The sequence below is a fragment of the Alkalibacterium indicireducens genome (assembly GCF_039522005.1).
GTDB lineage: Bacteria > Bacillota > Bacilli > Lactobacillales > Carnobacteriaceae_A > Alkalibacterium > Alkalibacterium indicireducens.
Window position 1 is genome coordinate 1 of record NZ_BAAADA010000145.1, and the last position, 25654, is coordinate 25654.

30 protein-coding genes are annotated in these 25654 nt (G+C 43.9%); 28 read left to right on the forward strand and 2 right to left on the reverse strand.

Annotated elements, in window-relative coordinates:
* The first annotated feature begins 362 nt into the window (after window positions 1–362).
* From rpoB to rpsL, 3 genes are all read left to right on the forward strand, one after another.
* Window positions 363–3968: a DNA-directed RNA polymerase subunit beta gene (gene rpoB, locus ABFX15_RS08450; RefSeq protein ID WP_346025010.1), complete on the forward strand. Its 3606-nt coding sequence runs from the start codon at window positions 363–365 to the stop codon at window positions 3966–3968.
* A 131-nt stretch (window positions 3969–4099) separates the two neighbouring features.
* The gene (gene rpoC / locus ABFX15_RS08455) at window positions 4100–7738 is read left to right on the forward strand and encodes a DNA-directed RNA polymerase subunit beta' (RefSeq protein ID WP_346025011.1); all 3639 of its coding nucleotides are present in this window, start codon (window positions 4100–4102) and stop codon (window positions 7736–7738) included.
* 346 nt (window positions 7739–8084) lie between these two features.
* Entirely contained in the window at window positions 8085–8495 is a 411-nt protein-coding gene (gene rpsL, locus ABFX15_RS08460) for a 30S ribosomal protein S12 (RefSeq protein WP_034299852.1), read from the forward strand.
* Here the strand turns inward: rpsL and ABFX15_RS08465 are convergent.
* A complete protein-coding gene (locus ABFX15_RS08465; RefSeq protein ID WP_346025012.1) occupies window positions 8488–8790 on the reverse strand; it encodes a hypothetical protein in 303 nt (100 codons plus the stop codon). The two genes, rpsL and ABFX15_RS08465, sit on opposite strands and share 8 nt — an antisense overlap.
* A gap of 115 nt (window positions 8791–8905) precedes the next feature.
* On the opposite strand from ABFX15_RS08465, the gene rpsG reads away from it, so the two are divergent.
* From rpsG to tuf, 3 genes are all read left to right on the forward strand, one after another.
* Window positions 8906–9376, forward strand: a complete 471-nt coding sequence (gene rpsG, locus ABFX15_RS08470; protein WP_091265310.1) for a 30S ribosomal protein S7 — start codon at window positions 8906–8908, stop codon at window positions 9374–9376.
* Window positions 9377–9505: 129 nt separating this feature from the next.
* Window positions 9506–11593 carry an elongation factor G gene (gene fusA, locus ABFX15_RS08475; RefSeq protein ID WP_346025013.1) on the forward strand — a complete coding sequence of 696 codons (2088 nt, stop codon included), beginning with the start codon at window positions 9506–9508 and terminating at the stop codon, window positions 11591–11593.
* Window positions 11594–11777: 184 nt separating this feature from the next.
* Complete coding sequence (tuf, locus tag ABFX15_RS08480) at window positions 11778–12962, forward strand: elongation factor Tu (RefSeq protein ID WP_346025014.1); 1185 nt, start codon at window positions 11778–11780, stop codon at window positions 12960–12962.
* Between the two features lie 835 nt (window positions 12963–13797).
* On the opposite strand, the gene ABFX15_RS08485 is transcribed toward tuf, so the two are convergent.
* The gene (locus tag ABFX15_RS08485; protein ID WP_346025015.1) at window positions 13798–14121 is read right to left on the reverse strand and encodes a hypothetical protein; all 324 of its coding nucleotides are present in this window, start codon (window positions 14119–14121) and stop codon (window positions 13798–13800) included.
* A 691-nt stretch (window positions 14122–14812) separates the two neighbouring features.
* Between ABFX15_RS08485 and rpsJ the strand changes: the two genes are divergently transcribed.
* The 22 genes from rpsJ (at window position 14813) to secY (ending at window position 25592) form a co-directional block, all read left to right on the forward strand.
* The gene (gene rpsJ, locus ABFX15_RS08490; RefSeq protein ID WP_346025016.1) at window positions 14813–15121 is read left to right on the forward strand and encodes a 30S ribosomal protein S10; all 309 of its coding nucleotides are present in this window, start codon (window positions 14813–14815) and stop codon (window positions 15119–15121) included.
* 54 nt (window positions 15122–15175) lie between these two features.
* Window positions 15176–15811 carry a 50S ribosomal protein L3 gene (gene rplC / locus ABFX15_RS08495; protein WP_346025017.1) on the forward strand — a complete coding sequence of 212 codons (636 nt, stop codon included), beginning with the start codon at window positions 15176–15178 and terminating at the stop codon, window positions 15809–15811.
* Between the two features lie 24 nt (window positions 15812–15835).
* Window positions 15836–16459, forward strand: coding sequence for a 50S ribosomal protein L4 (rplD, locus tag ABFX15_RS08500; RefSeq protein ID WP_346025018.1), 624 nt, complete (start codon window positions 15836–15838; stop codon window positions 16457–16459).
* Window positions 16459–16749 carry a 50S ribosomal protein L23 gene (gene rplW / locus ABFX15_RS08505; RefSeq protein WP_346025019.1) on the forward strand — a complete coding sequence of 97 codons (291 nt, stop codon included), beginning with the start codon at window positions 16459–16461 and terminating at the stop codon, window positions 16747–16749. The genes rplD and rplW overlap by 1 nt, the downstream gene beginning before the upstream one ends.
* A gap of 57 nt (window positions 16750–16806) precedes the next feature.
* Window positions 16807–17643, forward strand: coding sequence for a 50S ribosomal protein L2 (rplB, locus tag ABFX15_RS08510; protein WP_346025020.1), 837 nt, complete (start codon window positions 16807–16809; stop codon window positions 17641–17643).
* Between the two features lie 66 nt (window positions 17644–17709).
* Window positions 17710–17985 carry a 30S ribosomal protein S19 gene (gene rpsS / locus ABFX15_RS08515; RefSeq protein ID WP_091265296.1) on the forward strand — a complete coding sequence of 92 codons (276 nt, stop codon included), beginning with the start codon at window positions 17710–17712 and terminating at the stop codon, window positions 17983–17985.
* A 21-nt stretch (window positions 17986–18006) separates the two neighbouring features.
* A complete protein-coding gene (gene rplV / locus ABFX15_RS08520; RefSeq protein ID WP_091265293.1) occupies window positions 18007–18363 on the forward strand; it encodes a 50S ribosomal protein L22 in 357 nt (118 codons plus the stop codon).
* Between the two features lie 3 nt (window positions 18364–18366).
* Window positions 18367–19023, forward strand: a complete 657-nt coding sequence (rpsC, locus tag ABFX15_RS08525) for a 30S ribosomal protein S3 (protein WP_346025021.1) — start codon at window positions 18367–18369, stop codon at window positions 19021–19023.
* A gap of 3 nt (window positions 19024–19026) precedes the next feature.
* Complete coding sequence (gene rplP, locus ABFX15_RS08530; protein ID WP_091265288.1) at window positions 19027–19458, forward strand: 50S ribosomal protein L16; 432 nt, start codon at window positions 19027–19029, stop codon at window positions 19456–19458.
* On the forward strand, window positions 19448–19639 hold the full coding sequence (rpmC, locus tag ABFX15_RS08535) for a 50S ribosomal protein L29 (protein ID WP_091481963.1): 192 nt from the start codon (window positions 19448–19450) through the stop codon (window positions 19637–19639). The genes rplP and rpmC overlap by 11 nt, the downstream gene beginning before the upstream one ends.
* Window positions 19640–19680: 41 nt before the next feature.
* Window positions 19681–19944 carry a 30S ribosomal protein S17 gene (gene rpsQ / locus ABFX15_RS08540; protein ID WP_091265284.1) on the forward strand — a complete coding sequence of 88 codons (264 nt, stop codon included), beginning with the start codon at window positions 19681–19683 and terminating at the stop codon, window positions 19942–19944.
* 82 nt (window positions 19945–20026) lie between these two features.
* Window positions 20027–20395 carry a 50S ribosomal protein L14 gene (gene rplN, locus ABFX15_RS08545; protein ID WP_091265283.1) on the forward strand — a complete coding sequence of 123 codons (369 nt, stop codon included), beginning with the start codon at window positions 20027–20029 and terminating at the stop codon, window positions 20393–20395.
* A 34-nt stretch (window positions 20396–20429) separates the two neighbouring features.
* Window positions 20430–20735 carry a 50S ribosomal protein L24 gene (rplX, locus tag ABFX15_RS08550; protein WP_091265279.1) on the forward strand — a complete coding sequence of 102 codons (306 nt, stop codon included), beginning with the start codon at window positions 20430–20432 and terminating at the stop codon, window positions 20733–20735.
* Between the two features lie 29 nt (window positions 20736–20764).
* Window positions 20765–21304: a 50S ribosomal protein L5 gene (gene rplE, locus ABFX15_RS08555; protein ID WP_091265277.1), complete on the forward strand. Its 540-nt coding sequence runs from the start codon at window positions 20765–20767 to the stop codon at window positions 21302–21304.
* A 33-nt stretch (window positions 21305–21337) separates the two neighbouring features.
* Window positions 21338–21523, forward strand: a complete 186-nt coding sequence (locus tag ABFX15_RS08560; RefSeq protein ID WP_091265274.1) for a type Z 30S ribosomal protein S14 — start codon at window positions 21338–21340, stop codon at window positions 21521–21523.
* A 139-nt stretch (window positions 21524–21662) separates the two neighbouring features.
* Window positions 21663–22061 (forward strand): 30S ribosomal protein S8, encoded by a 399-nt coding sequence (rpsH, locus tag ABFX15_RS08565; RefSeq protein WP_091481952.1) that lies wholly within the window; start codon window positions 21663–21665, stop codon window positions 22059–22061.
* Window positions 22062–22092: 31 nt separating this feature from the next.
* Window positions 22093–22629 carry a 50S ribosomal protein L6 gene (gene rplF / locus ABFX15_RS08570; protein WP_091265269.1) on the forward strand — a complete coding sequence of 179 codons (537 nt, stop codon included), beginning with the start codon at window positions 22093–22095 and terminating at the stop codon, window positions 22627–22629.
* A gap of 101 nt (window positions 22630–22730) precedes the next feature.
* Window positions 22731–23096 carry a 50S ribosomal protein L18 gene (gene rplR / locus ABFX15_RS08575; RefSeq protein WP_091265266.1) on the forward strand — a complete coding sequence of 122 codons (366 nt, stop codon included), beginning with the start codon at window positions 22731–22733 and terminating at the stop codon, window positions 23094–23096.
* Window positions 23097–23118: 22 nt separating this feature from the next.
* A complete protein-coding gene (gene rpsE / locus ABFX15_RS08580; protein WP_091265264.1) occupies window positions 23119–23622 on the forward strand; it encodes a 30S ribosomal protein S5 in 504 nt (167 codons plus the stop codon).
* Window positions 23623–23636: 14 nt separating this feature from the next.
* A complete protein-coding gene (gene rpmD, locus ABFX15_RS08585; RefSeq protein ID WP_346025022.1) occupies window positions 23637–23816 on the forward strand; it encodes a 50S ribosomal protein L30 in 180 nt (59 codons plus the stop codon).
* Between the two features lie 37 nt (window positions 23817–23853).
* Entirely contained in the window at window positions 23854–24294 is a 441-nt protein-coding gene (rplO, locus tag ABFX15_RS08590; protein WP_091265260.1) for a 50S ribosomal protein L15, read from the forward strand.
* Window positions 24294–25592 (forward strand): preprotein translocase subunit SecY, encoded by a 1299-nt coding sequence (secY, locus tag ABFX15_RS08595; RefSeq protein ID WP_346025023.1) that lies wholly within the window; start codon window positions 24294–24296, stop codon window positions 25590–25592. The genes rplO and secY overlap by 1 nt, the downstream gene beginning before the upstream one ends.
* Window positions 25593–25654: the final 62 nt, after the last annotated feature.

Sequence of the window (25654 nt, forward strand, 5' to 3'; positions counted from 1 at the left end):
CAGTGTTCCATTGCCTTCCTCCTACATGCTCGATTTAGAGGCTGCCCTGACGTAAAAAGGGCAAATTCAAACTTGACAACCACTTGCTTTTTGTGTAAACTTAATAGACGCTAAACAAAGTATGAAAATAAAACCCGTACGAAATATTGTCCGGACGCGGTTTTTGGAGCAAAACAAAAGAATGTGTGATGATTCAGGATGATTCTTTCACGACTCTTTTGTATTTTTTTTGGTCAAAAACAGGGTAAACGCCTTGTTTTTAAACGTTTGTTAACAATTGTAACGCAATTGTAATATAAGAAGCGGATGATCAAATACAGCAATTGCTTTTGATTATGACGGCTAGTGATTATTTATGAGGGGTGAAGAGGTTGGCAGGCCAAGATGTGAAATACGGCAAGCACCGTACACGTAGAAGTTACTCACGAATTAAAGAAGTATTGGAATTACCGAACCTAATCGAAATTCAGACAAACTCTTATGACTGGTTTCTTGAAGAAGGATTGAGAGACATGTTCAAGGACATTTCTCCTATCGAAGACTTTTCAGGTAATCTGTCACTTGAATTTACAGACTATCAGCTGCAGGAACCTAAATATTCAGTAGATGAAGCGAGACAGCATGATTCTAACTATTCAGCTCCACTGTACGTCAAACTGCGCCTGATCAATAAAGAAACAGGCGAAGTAAAAGAGCAGGAAGTATTCTTCGGAGACTTCCCACTGATGACCCAACAGGGAACATTCATCATCAACGGAGCGGAACGTGTTATCGTTTCTCAGCTAGTCCGTTCACCTGGCGTTTATTTCAGCCCTAAAGTTGAAAAGAACGGCATGGAAGGATTCGGATCTACTGTCATTCCTAACCGTGGCGCATGGCTGGAGTATGAAACGGATTCTAAAGGCTTGTCCAATGTCCGTATCGACCGTACCCGTAAAATCCCTCTAAGTGTACTTGTTCGTGCACTGGGATTCGGATCGGATGATGAAATTCTGGATATTTTCGGCTCGAACGAAAGTCTGGTAGCTACTCTAGAAAAAGATATTCACAAAAACACTTCGGATTCCCGAGTGGAAGAAGCACTGAAAGATGTTTACGAACGTCTGCGTCCAGGAGAGCCTAAAACGGCTGACTCTTCAAGAAGTCTCCTGACTACACGCTTCTTCGACCCTAAGCGTTATGACCTGGCTCGTGTCGGACGCTATAAAATGAACAAGAAACTGGATCTTAAAATCCGCCTGATGGGTCTGACATTGGCTGAATCACTGGTTGACAGTGAAACAGGCGAACTGCTGGCTAAAGAAGGTACACTGATCAACCGTGAAGTCATGGACCAGCTCGGACCACATCTGGATAACGGACTGAACGCAGTGACGCTTTATCCATCCGATGAAGGTGTCGTGCCTGAACCGATCGATCTTCAGATCGTTAAAGTCTACTCTCCGAATGACAATGACCGTGTTGTCAATGTCATCGGAAATGCGAATCCTGACCGTGAAGTGAAATACATTCTTCCGGCGGACATGATCGCATCCATGAGTTACTTCTTCAACTTACAGGAAGGCATCGGCGAAACAGACGATATCGACCACTTAGGAAACAGACGTATCCGTTCAGTTGGGGAACTGCTTCAGAATCAGTTCCGTATCGGTCTGTCTCGTATGGAACGTGTGGTTCGTGAGCGTATGTCCATTCAGGACACATCTACGACAACACCACAGCAATTGGTCAACATTCGTCCAGTTGTTGCGTCCATCAAAGAGTTCTTCGGTTCTTCACAGCTGTCTCAGTTCATGGATCAGACGAACCCGCTTGGCGAGCTGACACACAAAAGACGCCTGTCTGCGTTAGGACCTGGTGGACTGACGCGTGACCGTGCCGGATATGAAGTCCGAGACGTTCACTACTCCCACTATGGACGTATGTGCCCGATCGAAACACCTGAGGGACCAAACATCGGGCTGATCAACAGCTTGTCCACATACGCTAAGATCAACGAGTTCGGATTTATCGAAACACCTTACCGTCGAGTGGATAAAGAAACTGGACGCGTAACTGGTGAAATCGACTATTTGACTGCAGACGAAGAGGATCTTTATGTTGTTGCTCAGGCCAATGCGCCGCTTAACGACGACGGATCATTCGTCAACGATCTGGTTCTGGCTCGTACGAAGAACAACAACGAAGAACTGGAAGCCTCTCTTGTCGACTATATGGACGTATCACCTAAGCAGGTTGTGTCTGTTGCGACAGCAAGTATTCCATTCCTTGAAAACGATGACTCCAACCGTGCCCTGATGGGTGCGAACATGCAGCGTCAGGCCGTGCCTCTGATCGATCCGGAAGCACCGCTTGTTGGAACAGGAATCGAGCACACAGCAGCGCGTGACTCTGGAGCAGCAGTCATTGCAAGACATTCAGGTACTGTTGAATACGTTGATGCGAAACAGATTCGTGTCAGACGTGAAGATGGTGCACTGGATAGTTACTATGTAGCTAAATTTAAACGTTCCAATGCGGGAACATCCTACAACCAGCGTTCACTGGTACGTCATGGTGAACAGGTTGACAAAGGAGATATTCTTGCGGACGGACCTTCTATGGAAAATGGTGAAATGGCGCTGGGACGCAATCCGCTTATTGCCTTCACGACATTCGACGGCTATAACTTTGAAGATGCGGTCATCATGAGTGAGCGCCTGGTCAAAGATGACATCTATACATCGATCCATATTGAAGAATATGAATCTGAAGCCCGCGATACGAAACTAGGCCCTGAAGAAATCACCCGTGAACTGCCTAACGTTGGCGACGACGCACTGAAAAATCTTGATGATCGTGGAATCATCAGAATTGGTGCAGAAGTCCATGATGGAGACATCCTTGTAGGTAAAGTCACACCAAAAGGGGTATCTGAGTTATCTGCGGAAGAAAAACTATTACATGCGATCTTTGGAGAAAAAGCACGTGAAGTAAGAGATACATCACTAAGAGTGCCTCACGGTGGTGGAGGGATCGTTCACGACGTGAAGATCTTTACTCGTGAAGCTGGAGACGAACTATCTCCTGGCGTCAACTATCTTGTTCGTGTCTTTATCGTTCAGAAACGTAAAATCAACGTCGGAGATAAAATGGCCGGTCGTCACGGAAACAAGGGTGTTGTATCCCTTATTCTTCCAGAAGAAGACATGCCGTTCATGCCGGACGGTACACCTGTCGATATCATGCTTAACCCGCTTGGGGTACCATCACGTATGAATATCGGTCAGGTCATCGAACTGCACATGGGAATGGCCGCACGCAAGATGGGCATTCACATTGCAACGCCGGTATTTGATGGAGCCAATGAAAATGAAGTCTGGGAAACGATCAAAGAAGCCGGTATGGATGACGATGCCAAAACGGTACTGATCGATGGACGTACAGGGGAGCCGTTCGACAACAAGGTCTCTGTCGGAGTCATGTACTTCGTCAAACTGGCCCACATGGTCGACGACAAACTGCACGCCCGTTCAACTGGACCATACTCTCTAGTTACGCAGCAGCCGCTTGGTGGTAAAGCCCAGTTCGGTGGACAGCGTTTCGGAGAGATGGAGGTATGGGCACTGGAAGCATACGGTGCGGCTTATACCCTTCAGGAAATCCTGACATACAAATCAGATGATGTTGTCGGACGTGTGAAAACGTACGAAGCCATCGTCAAAGGTGAAACCATTCCAAAACCTGGTGTACCGGAATCATTCCGAGTACTTGTCAAAGAGCTTCAGTCATTGGGACTGGATCTTAAAGTACTGGACATCAACGAAGAAGCCATCGATCTTCAGGATTCAGATGAAGACGATGAATTCGGAAATGTCGATTCACTTGAAAAGATGAAAAAAGAACAGGACGAAAAGCGTGCTGAAGAAGCAAGACTGAAAGAACAGGAAGAAGCCCTTGCTGAGTCACAAGAGCAGGAGCAGGAGTAAGTCAGAAACACATTAAAAGATAGAAGTGAGAGGACAGAAGATTATACAGCATTCTTTCCTCTCCTTCATCTTTTCGCATGTAAGAGGAGCACTAGGGCAGCTCTATAATCTACTAAAGGGAGGTAGCCCCTTTGATCGATGTAAATAAATTTGAAAGTATACAAATAGGTCTGGCTTCACCGGACAAGATCCGCAGCTGGTCTTACGGAGAAGTTAAGAAACCTGAAACAATCAATTACCGCACACTGAAACCTGAAAAAGACGGACTGTTCTGTGAAAGAATATTTGGACCGTCAAAAGATTATGAATGTTCATGCGGGAAATACAAACGTGTCCATTATAAAGGGATCGTCTGTGACCGTTGTGGCGTAGAAGTCACTAAATCTAAAGTTCGCCGTGAACGTATGGGTCACCTTGAACTGGCAGCACCTGTAACACACATCTGGTACTTTAAAGGTATCCCGAGTCGTATGGGACTTGTACTGGATATGTCGCCACGTGCGCTTGAAGAAATCATTTATTTCGCTTCATATGTTGTCACTGATGCTGGTGACACACCACTTGAGAAGAAACAGCTGATGACTGAACGCGAATACCGCGAACGCCGTGCACAGTACGGAAACAGTTTCCAGGCTGAAATCGGTGCGGAAGCGATCAAGACATTATTGAACGACGTAAATCTTGTGGAAGAAGTCGAAGAGCTGAAAGAACTGCTTCAGACGGCTACAGGACAAAAACGTACTCGTGCGATCCGTCGTCTGGATATTCTGGAAGCTTTCAGAAATTCAGGAAACGATCCGGCATGGATGGTCATGAACGTTGTACCAGTCATTCCACCTGAACTGCGTCCGATGGTTCAGCTTGAAGGTGGACGTTTTGCAACAAGTGACTTGAACGACTTGTACCGTCGTGTCATCAACCGTAACAACCGTCTGAAACGCCTTCTGGACCTGAATGCTCCGCATATCATCGTTCAGAATGAGAAACGTATGCTTCAGGAAGCTGTCGATGCACTAGTTGACAACGGCCGTCGCGGACGTGCAGTGACTGGACCGGGTAACCGTCCACTTAAATCTCTTTCTCATATGCTGAAAGGGAAACAGGGACGTTTCCGTCAGAACTTGCTGGGTAAACGTGTCGACTATTCTGGTCGTTCCGTTATCGTTGTTGGACCAAGTCTTAAAATGTACCAGTGTGGTCTGCCTAAAGAAATGGCAATTGAGCTGTTCAAGCCTTTTGTTATGAGAGAGCTGGTCGCAAGAGAAATTGCAAACAACATCAAGAATGCGAAACGTAAAGTTGAACGCATGGACGAAGAAGTCTGGGCTGTACTTGAAGATGTCATCAGAGAACACCCTGTTCTTCTTAACCGGGCGCCTACGCTTCACCGTCTGGGTATCCAGGCTTTCGAACCTGTACTTGTTGAAGGAAAAGCAATCCGTCTTCACCCATTAGTGTGTGAAGCATACAATGCCGACTTCGATGGAGACCAGATGGCTGTTCACGTTCCATTAAGTGACGAAGCTCAGGCTGAAGCCCGTATTCTGATGCTTGGTGCTCAGAACATCCTGAACCCTAAAGATGGGAAACCCGTTGTAACACCTTCACAGGATATGGTACTGGGTAACTACTACCTGACTATGGAAGATGCGGGTAAAATTGGAGAAGGCATGATCTTCTCAAGTCAGTCTGAAGCAATTCAAGCATACCAGACCGGCTATGTTCACCTTCACTCAAGAGTAGCGGTTCATGCATCCGCGCTGCCTGAAAAGCCGTTTACTGAATGGCAGAAGGACAAGTACCTTGTTACAACGGTCGGAAAACTGATTTTCAATGAAATCATGCCGAAAGAGTTCCCGTACTTGAATGAACCTTCTCAGGACAACCTGGAGAAACAGACTCCGGATAAATACTTTGTCCCTTATGGAACGGACATCAGAGAGCACATCAAGAATGCTGAACTCGTGTCACCGTTCAAGAAGAAAAACTTAAGTAACGTCATTGCTGAAGTCTTCAAACGATTCCAGGTCACTGAAACATCAAAAATGCTGGATAAAATGAAGAACCTTGGCTACAAACACTCAACTAAATCAGGAATCACTGTCGGAATCGCCGACATTTCTCACCTGGAAGAAAAAGGTGAGATCCTGGATCAGGCACACAAACAGGTGGACCGCATCAACGCGTCTCACCGTCGTGGTCTGATAACTGAAGAAGAGCGCTATACTGCAGTCATCGATGTCTGGACGAAAACAAAAGATACCATCCAGGAACACTTGATGCGCTCATTGGATAACCACAATAACATCTTCATGATGAGTGATTCCGGTGCCCGTGGTAACATCTCCAACTTTACCCAGCTTGCTGGAATGCGTGGACTGATGGCGGCTCCGAGTGGTCGTATCATGGAACTGCCGATCACATCAAACTTCCGTGAAGGGCTGTCCGTTCTCGAGATGTTCATCTCTACACACGGTGCCCGTAAAGGAATGACCGATACGGCGCTTAAGACAGCTGACTCCGGTTACCTGACTCGTCGTCTGGTAGATGTAGCTCAAGACGTCATTATCCGTGAAGAAGACTGTGGCACGAAACGTGGATTGGACGCTGAAACACTGAAAGACGGCAACGAAGAAATCGAGCCGCTTGAAGAACGTATCATCGGACGTTATGCACGTAAGACAGTGAGACATCCGGAAACAGATGCCGTACTCGTTAAAGAAAATGACCTGATCACTGAAGATATCGCTAAAGTAATCATCGAATCAGGAATTGAAAAAGTAACAATCCGTTCCGTCTTTACATGTAACACTAATCATGGGGTATGTAAGAAATGTTACGGACGTAACCTGGCAACTGGCCGTGAAGTCGAAGTAGGAGAAGCAGTTGGTACAATTGCTGCTCAATCTATCGGTGAACCGGGTACTCAGCTGACCATGCGTACGTTCCACACAGGTGGGGTTGCCGGAGACGATATCACTCAGGGTCTCCCTCGTGTTCAGGAAATCTTTGAAGCAAGAAACCCTAAAGGTCTTGCAACAATCACTGAAGTAACTGGGGAAGTCGTGTCTATAGAAGAAAACCCTAGCGAAAGAACTAAAGAAGTGACGGTTAAGGGTGCAACAGATACCCGCAGCTACACTCTGGCAATCAATGCCCGACTCCGAGTGAAAGTCGGCAGCTTTATCGAACGTGGGGATGCATTGAGTGAAGGATCAATCGAACCTAAACAGCTCCTTGCAGTAAGTAACGTCATTAAGCTTCAGAACTACATGCTTAAAGAAGTACAGTACGCTTACCGCAGTCAAGGGGTTGAAATCGGTGATAAGCACATCGAGGTAATGGTCAGACAGATGCTTCAGAAAGTTAGAGTGATGGATCCAGGTGATACGAGCATCCTGCCAGGTAGCCTGGTAGATGTTGCAGACTTCAAGGAAGCCAACAGATCGACCTTATTATCTGGTGGACTTCCAGCAACAGCACGCCCAGTTCTTCTGGGTATCACCAAAGCGTCACTTGAAACAAACAGTTTCTTATCTGCTGCATCATTCCAGGAAACAACTCGTGTCCTGACCGATGCTGCGATAAGAGGTAAGAACGATAAACTGATTGGTCTGAAGGAAAATGTCATCATTGGTAAATCTATTCCAGCCGGAACAGGTATGAAGGTGTACAACGACATGAAACCTAAAGAAGTAGGCGTCGTCAGCGAAAATGTCTATAGCATTAATGAAGACGTTCAACCTGCAGATCAGACTACAACAGAGTAATTAAACTGGAAGGAAGTCGGGGCAGCTTCGGGCTGCTCTGATATACCTTTTGGGTAAATAAATTAATTTCCAACAGGTTATTGACATAACCGTCCCTGCGTGGTACTATGCTAGAGGTGCTTTTGTGTTCCGATTCTTGTGCTGGAGTGATCTGGCCTGATTGAGTTAACAGTCGTGCTGACTGGTACGCAAGAGACAAAAACAAGCCATATATCAAGAAGGTTTCTGGCAATGGAAGGCCGTCGCATTAAGCGATTATTCTTTTTTGCCCAAAAAGGAACCGCCTGGATGTGTGGACCTAGAAAAGCAAGTATTACACAGTAAAAATGGAAGGAGGAAACACAATATGCCTACAATGAATCAACTGATCCGTAAGCCTCGTAAATCTAAAACAAGTAAATCAGAGTCACCTGCGTTGAATAGAGGGTACAACACTCAGAAGCGCAAACAGACGACAGTATACTCTCCACAAAAACGTGGTGTTTGTACTCGTGTGGGAACAATGACTCCTAAAAAACCTAACTCAGCTTTACGTAAATATGCTCGTGTACGTCTATCTAACATGATCGAAGTAACAGCATACATCCCAGGTGAAGGTCACAACCTTCAGGAACACAGCGTGGTACTTATCCGTGGAGGTCGAGTAAAAGACTTACCGGGTGTACGTTATCACATCGTTCGTGGAGCGCTTGATACGGCCGGAGTAACAGACCGTAAACAAGGTCGTTCTAAATACGGAACTAAGCGTCCTAAATAAGTAAAATAAAAGTGGAGTGAAGCGTTAAGTTCAGCCTGACATCCACCTGGAAAATTATAGCGAGCAAGTCGAAGACTGCACAGCGAATTTTCAAGGTGAATGGCACGGGGAGCTGCTGAACGAAACTGGATAAGTAAAAGTGGAGTGAGGCGTTAAGCTCAGCCTGACATCCACCTAGAAAATAGCAATAGATGAAGGTCGCATAAGCCTTGCTTATCGACATAACTAATCTGTAAACGGCTAAAGCCGAAACAGCTTCGTCAAGCAAGTCGAAGACTGCACAGCGAATTTTCAAGGTGAATGGCACGGAGAGCTGCTGAACGAAACTGGATAAATAAAAGTGGAGTGAGGCGTTAAGCTCAGCTTCATAAAATAACTCGAAATTAATATTCCCGAAAGGAGGAATTTGAATGCCTCGTAAAGGTCCTGTAGCAAAACGTGATGTATTACCAGATCCAATGTACAACTCTAAACTGGTTTCCCGTCTGATCAACCGTTTGATGGTTGACGGTAAGCGTGGAAAAGCATCAACGATTTTGTATGATGCATTTGATCAGATTAAAGAAACAACAGGAAATGATCCTATGGAAGTGTATGAACAAGCACTGAAAAATATCATGCCTGTATTAGAAGTTAAAGCTCGTCGTGTAGGAGGGTCTAACTACCAGGTTCCTGTAGAAGTACGTCCTGATCGTCGTACGACTCTGGCACTTCGCTGGTTAGTAAACTATGCTCGTCTACGTGGAGAAAACACCATGGAAGACAGACTGGCTAAAGAAATCATGGATGCAGCAAACAACACTGGTGCTGCTGTCCGTAAACGTGAAGAAACTCACCGTATGGCAGAAGCGAACAAAGCGTTTGCTCACTACCGCTGGTAAGATAATCAGAGCAGTCTTCGATCGCATGGAGTCGATTCGTGCGACGGAAAAACTCTGTATCTTCATTGACAGTTATCCGAGGATCATGTCAGAATGATCCAAATTTACTAAAGAGAGGTGTAATGATTAGTGGCCAAAAGAGAATTTCCTCTAAAGAGAACCCGTAATATCGGAATCATGGCGCACATCGATGCTGGTAAAACAACCACGACTGAGCGTATCCTTTATTACACTGGCCGAATCCACAAGATTGGTGAAACGCACGAAGGTGCTTCACAGATGGACTGGATGGAGCAGGAGCAGGAGCGTGGAATCACAATCACTTCCGCTGCAACAACTGCTCAGTGGAACAACCACCGTGTACACATCATCGACACTCCTGGACACGTGGACTTTACCGTTGAGGTAGAACGTTCACTACGTGTACTTGATGGAGCGGTTGCTGTACTGGATGCACAATCAGGTGTTGAACCACAAACAGAAACAGTATGGCGTCAGGCAACTACTTACGGCGTACCTCGTGTTGTTTTTGTAAACAAAATGGACAAACTGGGAGCTGACTTCCTGCACGCGAATGAAACCCTTCATGACCGTCTACAGGCTAACGCTCACCCAATCCAACTACCGATTGGTGCTGAAGATGACTTCAAAGGTATCATCGACCTAGTTAAAATGAAAGCATTCATGTACGGTAACGACCTTGGAACTGAAATAACTGAAGAAGATATTCCAGCTGACATGGTTGAACTGGCTGAAGAATGGCGTACTAAACTAGTTGAAGCTGTTGCTGATCTAGATGAAGAGATGATGATGCGTTACCTTGAAGGAGAAGAAATCTCTGAAGAGCAATTAAAAGAAGGTATTCGTAAAGCAACTCTAAGCGTTGAATTCTATCCAGTACTAGTTGGGTCTGCTTTCAAAAACAAAGGGGTTCAGTTACTTCTGGACGCTGTAGTAGATTACCTGCCTTCACCACTTGATGTACGTGCCATTGTTGGTCACAAACAAGGAGATGAGACTGCAGAAGTCAAAGTAGAAGCTGGCGATGATCAGCCGTTTTCTGCATTGGCATTTAAAGTTATGACTGACCCATATGTTGGTCGTCTGACTTTCTTCCGTGTCTACTCAGGTACTCTTGAATCTGGATCTTATATCCTGAATGCGACGAAAGATTCTCGTGAACGTGTGGGACGTATCCTTCAAATGCACGCGAACTCTCGTGAAGAGATTTCAGAAGTATTCTCTGGAGATATCGCTGCTGCTGTTGGTCTTAAAGATACAACAACTGGTGACACACTGTGTGACCTTGAGAATCCGGTAATCCTTGAATCAATGGAATTCCCTGAACCAGTTATCCAGGTTGCTATTGAACCTAAAACAAAAGCTGACCAGGATAAAATGGGTCTTGCACTACAGAAACTAGCTGAAGAAGATCCAACTTTCCGTGCTGAAACTGATCACGAAACAGGCGAAACGATTATTTCCGGTATGGGTGAACTTCACCTGGACGTTATCGTTGACCGTATGAAGCGTGAATTCAAAGTTGAAGCTAACGTTGGAGCACCTCAGGTTTCTTACCGTGAAACATTCACTAAACAAGTACAAGCAGAAGGTAAATTTGTTCGTCAGTCTGGTGGTAAAGGACAATTCGGTCACGTATGGATCGAGTTCACACCAAACGAAGAAGGCGCAGGTTTCGAATTTGAAGATGCTATCGTTGGTGGAGTTGTTCCACGTGAATACATTCCTGCAGTTAAAGCTGGTCTTGAAGCGTCACTGGAAAACGGTGTTCTTGCTGGATACCCTCTAGTTGACGTTAAAGCTAAACTTTACGATGGATCTTACCACGATGTCGACTCAAACGAGACTGCATTTAAAGTTGCTGCATCACTGGCACTTAAAAATGCTGCTCAAAAAGCAGGCGCAGTTATTCTTGAGCCAATGATGGCTGTTGAAATCACTGTACCTGAAGAATACATGGGAGACATAATGGGTCACATTTCTGCTCGTCGCGGAAATATCGAAGGATCTGAACAGCGTGGAAACGCAACTGTTGTTAAAGGACAGATACCGCTAGCTGAGATGTTCGGATACGCAACAACGCTACGTTCTGCTACTCAAGGACGTGGAACATTCACAATGCAGTTCGATCACTACGAACAAGTGCCTAAGAGCATTGCGGAAGAAATCATCAAGAAAAACGGTGGAGAAGCTTAATCAGCTCTTTCTGAGGCAGACGCTGCTGCGCCTAGTCGTAACTTGACTGGACAGCAGGTCTGATCTGCCAAATCGATTGATTTTATACCGGCCTACCGGTATAATAAACTAGAGTAAATAGGAATAGAAAATACTATTTTCTATTTAAAAAAAAGAAGATAATCCTAAGGAGGAAATGTTTAAAATGGCTAAAGAAAAATTTGACCGTTCCAAGCAGCATATGAATATTGGAACAATCGGACACGTTGACCACGGTAAAACAACTCTAACAGCTGCAATCACTACAGTACTATCTAAAAAAGGTTATGCAGAAGCTCAAGCATACGATTCAATTGATGGTGCTGCAGAAGAAAAAGAACGTGGAATCACAATCTCTACTTCACACGTTGAGTACGAAACTGATACACGTCACTATGCACACGTTGACTGCCCAGGACACGCGGACTACGTTAAGAACATGATCACTGGTGCTGCTCAAATGGACGGAGCTATCTTGGTAGTTTCTGCTGCTGACGGACCAATGCCTCAAACTCGTGAGCACATCCTGCTTTCACGTCAGGTTGGTGTTCCTTACATCGTTGTATTCCTGAACAAAGTTGACATGGTCGACGATGAAGAATTACTAGAATTAGTTGAAATGGAAGTTCGTGACCTATTAAGCGAATACGACTTCCCAGGCGACGACATTCCTGTAGTTGCTGGTTCTGCACTTAAAGCTCTTGAAGGCGATGCAGAATACGAAGAAAAAATCCTTGAACTTATGGACGCTGTAGATAACTACATCCCTGCTCCAGAACGTGACTCTGCTAAACCATTCATGATGCCAGTTGAGGACGTATTCTCAATCACTGGTCGTGGTACAGTTGCAACTGGTCGTGTTGAAACTGGTGAAGTTCGCGTCGGTGACGAAGTTGAAGTTGTCGGAATTAAAGACACTGCTAAAACAACTGTTACAGGTGTTGAAATGTTCCGTAAATTACTAGACTACGCTGAAGCTGGAGACAACATCGGTGCGTTACTACGTGGTATGTCACGTGACGATGTCGAGCGTGGACAAGTTTTAGCTAAGCCTGGTTCAATTACTCCGCATACTAAATTTGATGCAGAAGTATATGTTCTTTCAAAAGAAGAGGGTGGACGTCACACTCCATTCTTCACTAACTACCGCCCACAGTTCTTCTTCCGTACAACAGACGTAACTGGTGTTGTTGAACTTCCAGAAGGAACTGAAATGGTTATGCCTGGCGATAACACTAACATGAGCGTTTCTCTAATCGCTCCAATCGCTGTTGAAGATAGTACTAAATTCACTATCCGTGAAGGTGGACGTACTGTTGGAGCTGGCGTAGTAACTAAAATTGTTGAATAATATTTTTCAATGAGCTAGTTCAAGAGAGCTTAGAAGATTTTTCTTCTAAGCTCTCTTTTTTTGCCTTTAAATACTATATTGCGGAAATAGTTAAAGAAGTTCAGGTTTTAAGGCAAGCTCGGGTGGTCGAAATGAGAAACATGATGAGCTCCGGAGCAATTCAGTTAGAACCGGAACTCAAATGTGAAATGGATCTGAGTTAAGGAGCAATCGAGATAGAACCGGAACTCAAATGGAAAATGGATTTGAGTTAAGGAGCAATCGAGATAGAACCGGAACTCAAATGGAAAATGGATTTGAGTTAAGGAGCAAATGAGATAGAACCGGAACTCAAATGGGAAATGGACCTGAGTTCCGGAGCAATTGGGATAGAACCAGAACTCAAACGGAAAATGGATCTGAGTTAAGGAGCAATCGAGATAGAACCGGAACTCAAACGGAAAATGGATCTGAGTTCCGGAGCAAATGAGATAGTACCGGAACTCAAATGGAAAATGGATCTGAGTTCCGGAGCAAATGAGATAGAACCGGAACTCAAACGGGAAAAGCATCTGAGCTAAGGAGAAATCGAGCCAGGACAGACACTCGGGAAGAAATAGCCGGTGGACAATGCTGGAACCGAGGCAGTACCATGCATTATGTAAAAGAAAAAGCCGAGATCATCGGCTTTTATCATCATGAATGTTTATATGGGATGTTTTCGCCCAGCGAAAACAGTCTTCTTAAATTAAAGAAAATACCGACCGTACTGACCACATTTTCAGGTCAGTACAGTCGGTCCAGTTTTTATTCTGAATTGTTAATTCATCGAAAAGAATATTACAATTCCAGCGGCTTACTGAATGAGTTTTCCACTTAAAGGGTGTGGTTCCCTTGGGTGACGCTTCAGGTCCGGAAGATCTTCAAGCAAATCAATCATACCGTTAACTGTCTCTTTCTGCTCAGGAGTCCAGCTAGAATCGGATCGCTCTGGGCCGTAGAAGAGGCTGTCAGTCAGTGCAGTGAAGTCAGCGACGGTATGAGATTTCTTAGGAATGAACGGGGTCCACTGGTTGAGGTAGCGGCCGACCGTCTGCCCGAGCTCCCATTTTAATTTGAAGCGGAACAGGTTAAGAACGCCTGAGCAGGAACGTTCCACAGTGATCCATTCTTGTTTCACTATCGTTTTAAAGAGACTAGCCGATATCTTCCAACTGAATATCACCAATAAAGTACTGGCCAGAACAAAGAATATACCAGAGAGATGCGGAGGGACTGAAAAAAATGATTAGAAATCAGTTTCTTCAATATAAGACTCAAGTCTGGTGAGGGGAATCTAAGTTAAACGTTGCGGAGATTTTCTAAAAGTGCCAAGCCTCTCTAAAATCCTAACCCCTCCAGAAGTACCGAAGATCACTCTATACTAAATAAGAAGTGAAAGAAATAAAAGAAGAACATTAGCTTGAAGCAGCATGCAGCTCAAATGTGGCAGAATAGTGAAACCTGATGAAAAAGGCTGAAATGCCGAGTGAAAAAGGGTGCAGGGAGTGGCAGGAACCCTTATAATACAAGAAGTGTTGTTTAATACAGGACATACAGGAAAAAACTGGCAATTAATCAATAAAAAGCCTAAAAACACTTGATTCTAGTCCGTGTTGTCTGTATACTTGTATAGGTGTCTGTGAGAGACGTTTATTTCGGCGGGATCTATTGAACCTGTGTATAAATAGAAATCGCTGGTAGGCATCAATCATAGAACCGCGGCTAGGAAGCGAGAGGTTACGACACACCCGGATGCATTGCCATGGAGGGTGGCCGAAAATTTTCGTGGAGCTAGGTTTATTTCTTAAATAAGCGAAGGAGGGAAAAACATGGCAAATCAAAAAATTCGTATTCGTCTAAAAGCTTACGAGCATCGAGTACTTGATCAATCAGCTGACAAAATCGTGGAAACGGCAAAAAGAACTGGGGCAAACGTATCTGGTCCAATCCCATTGCCAACTGAACGTAAATTGTACACAATCATCCGTTCACCACATAAACACAAAGATTCACGTGAGCAGTTTGAAATGCGTACACACAAACGTCTTGTGGATATCTTGAATCCAACACCAAAGACCGTTGATGCGTTGACTAAACTTGACTTACCGTCAGGCGTAAACATCGAAATCAAATTATAATTAATCAGCAACACAACTTAAACTATAAAAAACTAACATAACGGAGGTGTACTCATGACCAAGGGAATCTTAGGAAAAAAAGTCGGAATGACTCAAATCTTCAGCGAATCAGGTGAATTAGTACCTGTAACAGTTGTTGAAGTGAAACCTAACGTTGTACTGCAGGTTAAAACTGTTGAAACAGACGGTTATAACTCAGTTCAGTTAGGAATCGAAGATAAACGTGAAGTTTTATCTAATAAACCGGCACAAGGTCATGTTAAAAAAGCTAACACGGCTCCTAAGCGCTTCATTCGAGAATTCAGAGATGTAGAGCTAGGTGACGTAGAAGTTGGAAACGAAGTATTAGTAGACACATTTGCAGAAGGCGATATCGTCGATGTAACAGGAACGTCTAAAGGTAAAGGATTCCAGGGTGTTATCAAACGTCACGGCCAAAGCCGCGGACCTGAAACGCACGGTTCTCGTTACCACCGTCGTCCTGGATCAATGGGTATGGCTACTCACCCTGCAAGAGTATTCAAAGGTAAAAAACTAGCTGGACGTATGGGTGGCGACCGTGTCACTGTACAGAATCTAGAAATCGTTCGTGTTGATACTGAACGCAACGTTTTACTGATCAAAGGTAATGTGCCTGGAGCTAAAAAATCACTTGTACAAATTAGAACTGCAGAAAAAGCAGACAAGTAATATCAGGAAGGGAGGACTAGCAGAATGCCAACTGTAACGTTATTTAAACAAGACGGAACGCAAAATGGCGATGTAACATTAAATGATGCAATCTTTGGTATCGAACCAAACGAAAGTGTCGTTTTTGATGCGATCACTATGCAGCGTGCGTCATTAAGACAAGGAACACATGCAGTAAAAAACCGTAGCGCAGTGCGCGGTGGAGGACGCAAACCATGGCGTCAGAAAGGAACTGGACGAGCTCGTCAAGGCTCAATCCGTTCGCCACAATGGCGTGGAGGAGGTACCGTATTCGGACCTACACCTCGTTCATACAGCTACAAACTACCTAAGAAAGTTCGTCGCCTAGCGATCAAATCTGTTCTTTCTACTAAAGTAATAGATGAAGAAATCGTAATCGTAGATGGACTGAACTTCGATGCACCAAAAACAAAAGAGTTCAGAGCGGTACTCAATAACCTTGATGTCAACAGAAAAGCTCTGGTTGTCTTAGAGGATGACAATGAATTCGCAAAACTTTCTGCACGCAACATTCCAGGAGTTAAAATTGTAGCTCCTAACAATGTATCAGTGCTAGATGTTGTTGCGCATGACAAACTCATCTTGACGAAGGCTGCTCTGGAAAAAGTAGAGGAGGCTCTTCAATAATGAATGCACGTGACGTAATCTTACGCCCGATCATCACAGAAGCTTCTATGTATGCTATGGACGAAAAAAAGTATACCTTCGAAGTTGATGTTCGTGCTAAAAAACCAACAATCAAAAAAGCTGTTGAAGAAATTTTCGACGTAAAAGTTGATAAAGTAAACGTAGTAAACACTGCGCCTAAACCTAAGCGCATGGGACGTTATGAAGGATATACTAAAAAACGTCGTAAAGCGATCGTTACCTTATCTGCTGATTCGAATGACATTGCATTGTTCGGAGACGAAGAATAATAATAATTGAAAATTAAATGCTATTCACGAAACTAGTTTAACAAGGAGGGGAATCACGTGGCGATTAAGAAATATAAACCAACCACAAACGGACGTCGTAACATGACTGGGTCAGATTTTGCTGAAATCACAACAAGCACACCAGAAAAAAGCTTGCTGAGACCAAACCCAAAACGTGCTGGACGTAACAACGCTGGTAAAATCACTGTCCGTCATCAAGGCGGAGGCCACAAGCATAAATACCGTGTGATCGACTTCAAACGTCAGAAAGATGGCGTTCGCGGTATCGTTAAAACGATTGAATATGATCCAAACCGTTCTGCTAACATCTCATTGATCCAATATGAGGATGGAACAAAAACATACATTCTTGCACCTAAAGGACTTAAAGTAGGAACAGACATCTACTCTGGCGTAGATGCAGACATCCAAGTAGGTAATGCACTGCCATTGGCAAACATTCCTGTTGGTACGTCCGTACACAACGTTGAGTTAAAACCTGGTAAAGGCGGACAGCTTGTTCGTTCAGCTGGTACTTCTGCTCAAGTTCTTGGTAAAGAAGGTAAATACGCACTGGTTCGTTTAAGCTCTGGTGAAAGCCGTCTGATCCTTCAAAGCTGCCGTGCAACAATCGGTACTGTAGGAAACGAACAGCATGAACTGATCAACATTGGTAAAGCTGGACGCAGCCGCTGGTTAGGCAAACGCCCAACTGTCCGTGGATCTGTAATGAACCCGAACGATCACCCACACGGTGGTGGTGAAGGTAAAGCACCAATCGGACGTCCAAGTCCAATGTCACCTTGGGGTAAACCTACTCTTGGTAAGAAAACCCGTAAAGGTAAGAACCGTTCAGATAAACTTATCGTTCGTCGTCGTAAAGCTAAAAAATAAACGATAACGGACTGACTGAAAAACGCAACGATTATAAGGGGAAGAACCCCAAAAGGAGGGCAATACATGAGCCGTAGTTTGAAAAAGGGACCTTTCGTCGATGATCATCTGATGAAAAAAGTTCGCGAAATGGATGACGATAACAAACGTGTCATTAAAACATGGTCACGTCGCTCAACAATCTTTCCGAACTTTGTAGGTCATACCATTGCCGTATATGATGGAAGAAAACACGTGCCCGTCTATGTTCAAGAAGACATGGTAGGACACAAACTAGGTGAATTTGCACCAACAAGAACGTACCGCGGACACGGAAAAGACGACCGCACGACTAAACGTTAATAGCGAAGGGAGGATACATTCATGGCAGAAACAGTAACAGCAGCAAAAGCAACAGCTCGCATGGTACGCATTGCACCACGTAAAGCACGTCTGGTCGTTGACACCATTAGAGGAAAAAGTGCTGCAGAAGCTATTTCTATCCTTCGCTTCACTAACAGAGGAGCAGCGGAAGCGGTAGAAAAAGTCTTGATGTCAGCAATTGCAAATGCTGAACACAACTACGATATGGATATCGAAGAATTAGTCGTAAGTGAAGCCTATGTCAATGAAGGAGCAACCCTAAAAAGGTTCCGCCCTCGTGCAAAAGGTGCAGCTTCAAGAATCAACAAAAGAACAAGCCACATTACAGTAGTGGTATCAGAGAAGAAGGAGGGGTAATCAATGGGACAAAAAGTAAATCCTCATGGACTGCGTGTTGGCGTCATCAAAGATTGGGATGCTAAGTGGTACGCAGAAAAAGATTTTGCAGATAAATTACATGAAGATATTGCTGTTCGTGAGTACATTGCTAAGAAATTAAGCGATGCTTCCATTTCTCGCGTAGAAATCGAACGTGCAGCAAACAGAATCAATGTATCGATTCACACTGCTAAACCAGGAATGGTCATTGGTAAAGGTGGATCAGAAGTTGATGCATTGAGAAATGGCTTGAACAACTTGACTAACAAGAGAGTACACGTGAACATCGTGGAAATCAAAAAAGCAGACCTTGATGCTACACTAGTAGCTAAAAGTATCGCTGACCAGCTTGAAAACCGTATTTCATTCCGTCGTGCGCAGAAACAGGCGATCCAACGTGCTATGCGTATGGGAGCTAAAGGTATCCGCACAATGGTAGCCGGTCGACTAAACGGAGCAGATATTGCCCGCAGCGAAAGCTTTTCAGAAGGAACTGTTCCTTTGCATACACTTCGTGCAGACATCGATTATGCTAACGAAGAAGCTGACACTACTTACGGTAAACTAGGTGTTAAAGTATGGATCTATAAAGGAGAAGTTCTTCCTGAAAAAATCGAAGACAAGAAAGGAGGGAAATAATCAATGTTAGTACCAAAACGTGTGAAACACCGTCGTGAGTTTCGTGGGAAAATGAGAGGCGAAGCTAAAGGTGGTAAAGAAATAGCATATGGACAATATGGTCTGCAAGCTGTTGATTCAGTATGGATCACAAGCAGACAGATCGAATCAGCTCGTATAGCGATGACTCGTTATATGAAACGTGGTGGGAAAGTATGGATTAAAATTTTCCCTCACAAACCAGTGACAGCTAAAGCAATCGGCGTACGTATGGGTTCTGGTAAAGGAGCTCCTGAAAGCTGGGTAGCACCTGTTAAACGTGGGAAAATCATGTTTGAAATCGGTGGCGTATCTGACGAAGTCGCTCGAGAAGCATTGCGTTTAGCTTCACACAAACTACCTGTGAAAACTAGGATAGTAACTCGTGAAGAAAGTGGTGACTCAAATGAAGGCTAATGAATTAAAAGGCTTATCCACTACTGAATTAATTGAAAAAGAAGCAGAATTTAAAGAAGAGCTATTCAACTTACGCTTTCAATTAGCTACTGGACAATTGGAAAACACCGCTCGCATTAAAGAGGTCCGTAAAAGTATCGCTCGTGTAAAAACTGTTCTGCGTCAGACTGAAGCAGTATAAGTAATACTGAGTGTAATAGCTTAATCAAAGGAGGCTAAACAATGGCTGAACGTAACGACCGTAAAGTGTATCAGGGAAGAGTCGTTTCTGACAAGATGGATAAAACCATCGTAGTTGAAATCGCAACTCGCAAGTCACACCCTAAATACAAAAAACAAATGAAATACTCAACTAAATTCAAAGCTCATGACGAAAACAACACAGCTAAAACTGGCGACATTGTTACAATCATGGAAACTCGTCCATTGTCTAAAGACAAAAGATTCCGTCTATTAGAAGTGGTAGAAGAGGCTATCGTTCTTTAATCAGAACACAATACCGCCAGGCGGTAGGTACACAACGAAAAGCTATAAAGCTTTATCGTGAGTTTGAAAGGAGGATCCTAACGTGATTCAAACAGAAAGTCGAATGAAAGTCGCTGACAACTCTGGTGCACGTGAAGTGCTGGTCATTAAAGTTCTAGGTGGCTCAGGCGCTAAAACGGCTAACATCGGTGATGAAGTAGTTGTAACTGTTAAACAGGCAACACCAGGCGGCGTTGTTAAAAAGGGAGACGTTGCTCGTGCAGTAATCGTCCGCTCAAAATCTGGTGCGAGACGCCCAGACGGTTCATATATCAAATTTGACGAAAATGCATGTGTAATTATTCGTGAAGACAAAGCACCACGTGGAACACGTATCTTCGGACCAGTTGCTCGTGAATTACGTGAGAATGACTTTATGAGAATTGTTTCGTTAGCTCCGGAAGTTCTATAATTCCGATAAACGTCATAAGGAGGTGCGCTAGAGAATGTTTGTTAAATCAGGAGATAAAGTTAGAGTTTTAGCTGGTAAGGACAAAGGTAAAGAAGGAACAGTCCTATCTGCTATGCCTAAACAGAACAAAGTGATCGTTGAAGGGATCAACATCATGAAAAAACATACCCGTCCTACAGGTATGGGACAAGAAGGCGGAATTGTTGAAACAGAAGCACCAATTCACGTATCTAATGTTCAGTTGATCGATCCTAAAACAGGAGAATCTACACGTGTAGGTTATAAGATCGAAGATGGCAAGAAAGTTCGTTACGCTAAAAAATCTGGCGAAGCACTTTAATAAAAAGTAGGAAAGGAGGGCATTCATAAATGACACGCCTTAAAGAAAAATATAACAATGATGTACGTCCATCATTAGTTGAAAAATTTGAATACAGCTCTGTTATGCAGGCACCAGAAGTTGACAAGATCGTTATCAACATGGGTGTAGGTGACGCTGTTTCAAACACGAAAAACTTAGACAAAGCAGTAGAAGAATTAACAAAAATTTCTGGACAAAAACCAGTTGTCACTCGTGCGAAAAAATCTATCGCAGGTTTCCGTCTACGTGAAGGTATGCCGATCGGTACGAAAGTTACCCTGCGTGGAGCTCGCATGTATGATTTCCTGGATAAATTAGTTTCTGTTTCATTACCTCGTGTACGTGATTTCCGTGGAGTGAGCAAAAATGCATTTGACGGCCGTGGTAACTACACGCTGGGAATCAAAGAGCAACTAATTTTCCCTGAAATCGACTACGATGATGTAGATAAGGTTCGCGGAATGGATATCGTCATTGTTACAACAGCTGACACAGACGAAGAAGCTCGTGAGTTACTCGGACAATTGGGAATGCCGTTCCAGAAATAACCTAAACTACCTATTAGGAGGGTAATATTAGAAATGGCTAAAAAAGCAATGATCGAAAAAAACAAAAAACCAGCCAAGTTTTCGACTCGTGAGTATACCCGCTGTGAACGTTGCGGACGCCCACACTCCGTGTACAAAAAATTCAAATTATGCCGTATCTGCTTGCGTGAGCTAGCATATAAAGGTCAAATTCCTGGCTTGAAAAAAGCAAGCTGGTAAACAACAAGGGACAGCACGGTAAATGGACTTCACATTTTGAACAGATCATTCGGTATCAGTACTGCATGATAATAAGAAATGATGGAGCCAACCGAGCGGGACTGAATTAGAAAACTTGCCGTAAAGGAGGCTACAACGAATGGTCATGACAGATCCAATCGCAGACTTTTTAACTCGTATTCGTAACGCCAACAACGCGCGTCATACGAAAGTGGAAATTCCTGCTTCTAACTTAAAAAGAGCTATGGCCGATATCCTGAAATCAGAAGGTTTCGTCAAGGATGTTGAATTCGTGGAAGATGACAAACAAGGAATCGTCCGCATTTTCTTAAAATATGGTCAGAACAACGAACGTGTAATCACTGGTGTTAGACGTATCTCTAAACCAGGCCTACGCGTTTATGTTAACGCAGAAGAGATGCCTAAAGTACTGAACGGACTGGGTATCGCCCTAGTATCGACTTCAGAAGGCGTCGTTACAGATAAAGTAGCACGTGCTAAAAATATCGGGGGAGAAGTCCTCGCATACGTTTGGTAATCATTAAGAAAGGTGAAGGAGGTGCCGGACTTTGAGCCGTATCGGAAATAAGCCTATCACTATTCCTGAAGGTGTAGATGTAAACATCGACGGAAACGTGGTAACAGTTAAAGGGAAAAACGGAGAATTATCCCGTGAAGTCAGCCCTGTTATTGATATTAAAATCGAAGATAATGAAATGACGTTCACTCGTCCAAACGATTCTAAAGCTAACCGTACGATCCACGGAACTACTCGCGCTATCGTGAACAACATGGTAGAAGGTGTATCTGTCGGATTCGAAAAAGTTCTAGAACTGAATGGTGTTGGTTACCGTGCACAGTTGCAGGGAACTAAACTTGTATTGAACGTAGGTCTTTCTCACCAAGTTGAATTCGAACAAGTTGAAGGATTGACAGTTGAAGTACCATCTAATACTGTTATATCTGTTAAAGGTGCAAGCAAAGAAAAAGTTGGCGCATTAGCTGCTAACATCCGCGCTGTACGTCCACCTGAGCCATACAAAGGTAAAGGAATTCGCTACAGAGGCGAACACGTACGTCGTAAAGAAGGTAAAACAGGTAAATAACGAGTATAAGTGGAACCTGATCCATCAGCGTATCGTGTTCTGCTTCTCTATTTGCCAGTTGACCCGACGATCTCTGTAACAGGAGAATTCTATATAAAGAGGTGACAATTGTGATTTCAAAACCAGATAAAAACAAATTACGCAAGAAAAGACAAAAACGTATTCGCAGAAACCTTTCTGGTACTGCTGAGCGCCCACGTTTGAACATTTTCCGTTCGAATAAAAACATCTACGCTCAAGTAATTGATGATGTAGAGGGTGTAACGCTCGCAAGTGCATCTTCCTTGGATACTGATGTTTCAGGTGATTCAAAAGTTGAAGAAGCTGCTGCAGTAGGCGCACTAGTTGCTAAACGCGCAGTAGACAAAGACATTACTGAAGTAGTCTTTGATCGTGGAGGATATCAATACCACGGACGCGTACAAGCACTAGCTGACGCAGCACGTGAAAACGGACTTAAATTCTAAAGAAAAGGAGGAGTTACAGTACATGACAACTCATATTGATGCATCTAAATTAGATATTGAAGATCGCGTAGTAGAAATAAACCGTGTTACTAAAGTTGTTAAAGGTGGACGTCGTATGCGTTTCGCTGCTTTAGTGGTTGTTGGAGACAGAAACGGACATGTCGGTTTTGGTACCGGTAAAGCTCAGGAAGTACCTGAAGCGATCCGTAAAGCGATCGATGACGCTAAAAACAATCTTGTGGAAGTACCTATGGTTGGAACTACTCTTCCACACCAGATTATCGGACGCCATGGTGGCGGTAAGATTATTCTTAAACCAGCTGTTGCCGGTTCTGGAGTATCTGCTGGTGGACCTGTACGTGCGGTACTGGAATTGGCTGGAGTACAAGACGTATCTTCTAAATCAGTTGGATCCAGCTCGCCAATCAACATGATCCGTGCAACAATCGACGGAATCAGCAACTTGAAACGTGCTGAAGATGTAGCTAAACTACGCGGGAAATCCGTAGAAGAATTACTTGGATAAGGAGAGATGACTCAATGGCAAACTTGGAAATTACTTTAAAACGCAGTTTGATTGGTCGTTCTCAGAAACAGATCCAGGCAGTTCAGACTTTAGGTCTTAAAAAGCTAAACCACACAGTGGTAAGACCTGACAATGAATATGTTCGAGGAGCAATCAAACATATCACTCATTTAGTCGATGTTAAAGAAGCCTAATGAGTACAGAGACTAACTAAAGGAGGTGCCAGAATTTATGAAACTTCATGAATTAAAACCTGCAGAAGGATCTCGTAAAACACGTAACCGTGTAGGTCGCGGATCATCTTCTGGTAACGGAAAAACATCCGGCCGTGGACAAAAAGGGCAGAAAGCTCGTTCAGGCGGAGGAACACGTTTAGGTTTTGAGGGTGGACAGACACCATTGTTCCAGACTCTACCAAAACGCGGATTTACTAACTACAACCGTAAAGAATTTGCTATTGTTAACTTAGACACACTTAACCGATTCGAAGAAGGTACAGAAGTTACTCCAGAACTACTTGTAGAAACAGGAGTAATCAAAAACGAAAAATCCGGTGTGAAAGTTTTGGCGAAAGGAAACGTCGATCACAAACTAACTGTGAAAGCACACAAGTTTTCTGCTTCTGCTAAAGAAGCGATCGAAGCTGCCGGTGGATCAGTAGAGGTGATCTAATGATCGAACTGATAAAGGGCGCTATCAAAGAAAAAGATGTTCGTACTCGTGTATTATTCACCTTAGGTATCCTGATTGTGTTCCGTCTCGGAACGCATATTACGGTACCAGGTGTAAATGCACAGGCATTAACAGAATTATCAGATACCGGCTTGTTCAACTTGCTTGATACCTTTGGTGGTGGAGCTCTGGGGAGTTACTCAGTTTTCGCTCTAGGTGTATCTCCATACATTACGGCATCGATCGTCGTACAGCTCCTGCAGATGGACGTCCTTCCAAAGTTCAAGGAATGGTCCGAACAGGGTGAAGTGGGACGTAAAAAGCTGAACCAGGCCACGCGCTATTTAACAATCGTTCTGGCATTCTTCCAGGCGATTGGTATCTCTTATGGATTCAATGCGCTGACTGGACTGGGACTCGTAAGAAATCCTGGACCGGCGACGTATATTATCATCGCAATCATCCTTACAGCAGGAACGATGCTTGTTATGTGGTTAGGTGAAATGATCACCGTTCACGGATTCGGTAACGGAACATCATTCATCATCTTCTCAGGGATCATTGCTCGTATTCCACAAGATGTACAGCAGTTCTATAACACGCAGATCCGTAATGCAGGAGATGAAATCGTCAGTGCCTGGGCATTAGCTGCAGGAATCATCGTCGTATTCATTCTGCTCGTTATTCTCGTAACGTTTATGGAAAATGCAAAACGTAATATACCTGTCCGTTATTCAAAACGTGCCAGCACGTCCAAGGACAGTGCTGTATTGCCACTTAAAGTTAACTCAGCTGGAGTTATTCCAGTTATCTTCGCCAGTTCGTTTCTTATGACTCCGCAGATCATTTTAGGTTACTTTGCTCAAGGTAATCAGAATGCTGCATGGTTCCAGACACTGAATAACATTTTCAATCTTCAGGAACCGCTTGGAGCAGCTCTGTACACGATCCTTATTGTTCTCTTCACGTACTTCTACGCCTTTATTCAGGTCAACCCTGAAAAAGCCGCGGAAAACCTGCAGAAACAAAATGGATATATACCTAGTGTCAGACCTGGACGAGCTACAGAAGAATACATTGGCTATATGCTTATTCGTTTAAGCACAGTTGGAGCGATTTATCTAGGAACGATCTCATTGCTTCCGATTGTGGCTTCTGCTTTGTTCAATCTACCCAGTTCGATTGCTTTAGGAGGAACAAGCCTGCTCATCGTTGTCGGTGTGGCACTTGACTCCATGCGTCAGCTTGAAGGATTGCTGAGCAAGAAGAGTTACCAAGGTTTCATTCAGCGCTCATAATGGTAGCCCATTGAAAATAGACGATTTGCCCCTTAGTCTTTACTGCCTGCCAGTAGAGGGTG

Excerpts from the sequence above, each read along its gene's own strand:
- rpsL (WP_034299852.1), top strand. The coding sequence starts at position 8,085 with ATGCCTACAATGAATCAACTGATCCGTAAGCCTCGTAAATCTAAAACA.
- rpsG (WP_091265310.1), top strand. The coding sequence starts at position 8,906 with ATGCCTCGTAAAGGTCCTGTAGCAAAACGTGATGTATTACCAGATCCA.
- tuf (WP_346025014.1), top strand. The coding sequence starts at position 11,778 with ATGGCTAAAGAAAAATTTGACCGTTCCAAGCAGCATATGAATATTGGA.
- rpsJ (WP_346025016.1), top strand. The coding sequence starts at position 14,813 with ATGGCAAATCAAAAAATTCGTATTCGTCTAAAAGCTTACGAGCATCGA.
- rplC (WP_346025017.1), top strand. The coding sequence starts at position 15,176 with ATGACCAAGGGAATCTTAGGAAAAAAAGTCGGAATGACTCAAATCTTC.
- rplD (WP_346025018.1), top strand. The coding sequence starts at position 15,836 with ATGCCAACTGTAACGTTATTTAAACAAGACGGAACGCAAAATGGCGAT.
- rplW (WP_346025019.1), top strand. The coding sequence starts at position 16,459 with ATGAATGCACGTGACGTAATCTTACGCCCGATCATCACAGAAGCTTCT.
- rpsS (WP_091265296.1), top strand. The coding sequence starts at position 17,710 with ATGAGCCGTAGTTTGAAAAAGGGACCTTTCGTCGATGATCATCTGATG.
- rplV (WP_091265293.1), top strand. The coding sequence starts at position 18,007 with ATGGCAGAAACAGTAACAGCAGCAAAAGCAACAGCTCGCATGGTACGC.
- rpsC (WP_346025021.1), top strand. The coding sequence starts at position 18,367 with ATGGGACAAAAAGTAAATCCTCATGGACTGCGTGTTGGCGTCATCAAA.
- rplP (WP_091265288.1), top strand. The coding sequence starts at position 19,027 with ATGTTAGTACCAAAACGTGTGAAACACCGTCGTGAGTTTCGTGGGAAA.
- rpmC (WP_091481963.1), top strand. The coding sequence starts at position 19,448 with ATGAAGGCTAATGAATTAAAAGGCTTATCCACTACTGAATTAATTGAA.
- rpsQ (WP_091265284.1), top strand. The coding sequence starts at position 19,681 with ATGGCTGAACGTAACGACCGTAAAGTGTATCAGGGAAGAGTCGTTTCT.
- rplX (WP_091265279.1), top strand. The coding sequence starts at position 20,430 with ATGTTTGTTAAATCAGGAGATAAAGTTAGAGTTTTAGCTGGTAAGGAC.
- rplE (WP_091265277.1), top strand. The coding sequence starts at position 20,765 with ATGACACGCCTTAAAGAAAAATATAACAATGATGTACGTCCATCATTA.
- ABFX15_RS08560 (WP_091265274.1), top strand. The coding sequence starts at position 21,338 with ATGGCTAAAAAAGCAATGATCGAAAAAAACAAAAAACCAGCCAAGTTT.
- rpsH (WP_091481952.1), top strand. The coding sequence starts at position 21,663 with ATGGTCATGACAGATCCAATCGCAGACTTTTTAACTCGTATTCGTAAC.
- rpsE (WP_091265264.1), top strand. The coding sequence starts at position 23,119 with ATGACAACTCATATTGATGCATCTAAATTAGATATTGAAGATCGCGTA.
- rpmD (WP_346025022.1), top strand. The coding sequence starts at position 23,637 with ATGGCAAACTTGGAAATTACTTTAAAACGCAGTTTGATTGGTCGTTCT.
- rplO (WP_091265260.1), top strand. The coding sequence starts at position 23,854 with ATGAAACTTCATGAATTAAAACCTGCAGAAGGATCTCGTAAAACACGT.
- secY (WP_346025023.1), top strand. The coding sequence starts at position 24,294 with ATGATCGAACTGATAAAGGGCGCTATCAAAGAAAAAGATGTTCGTACT.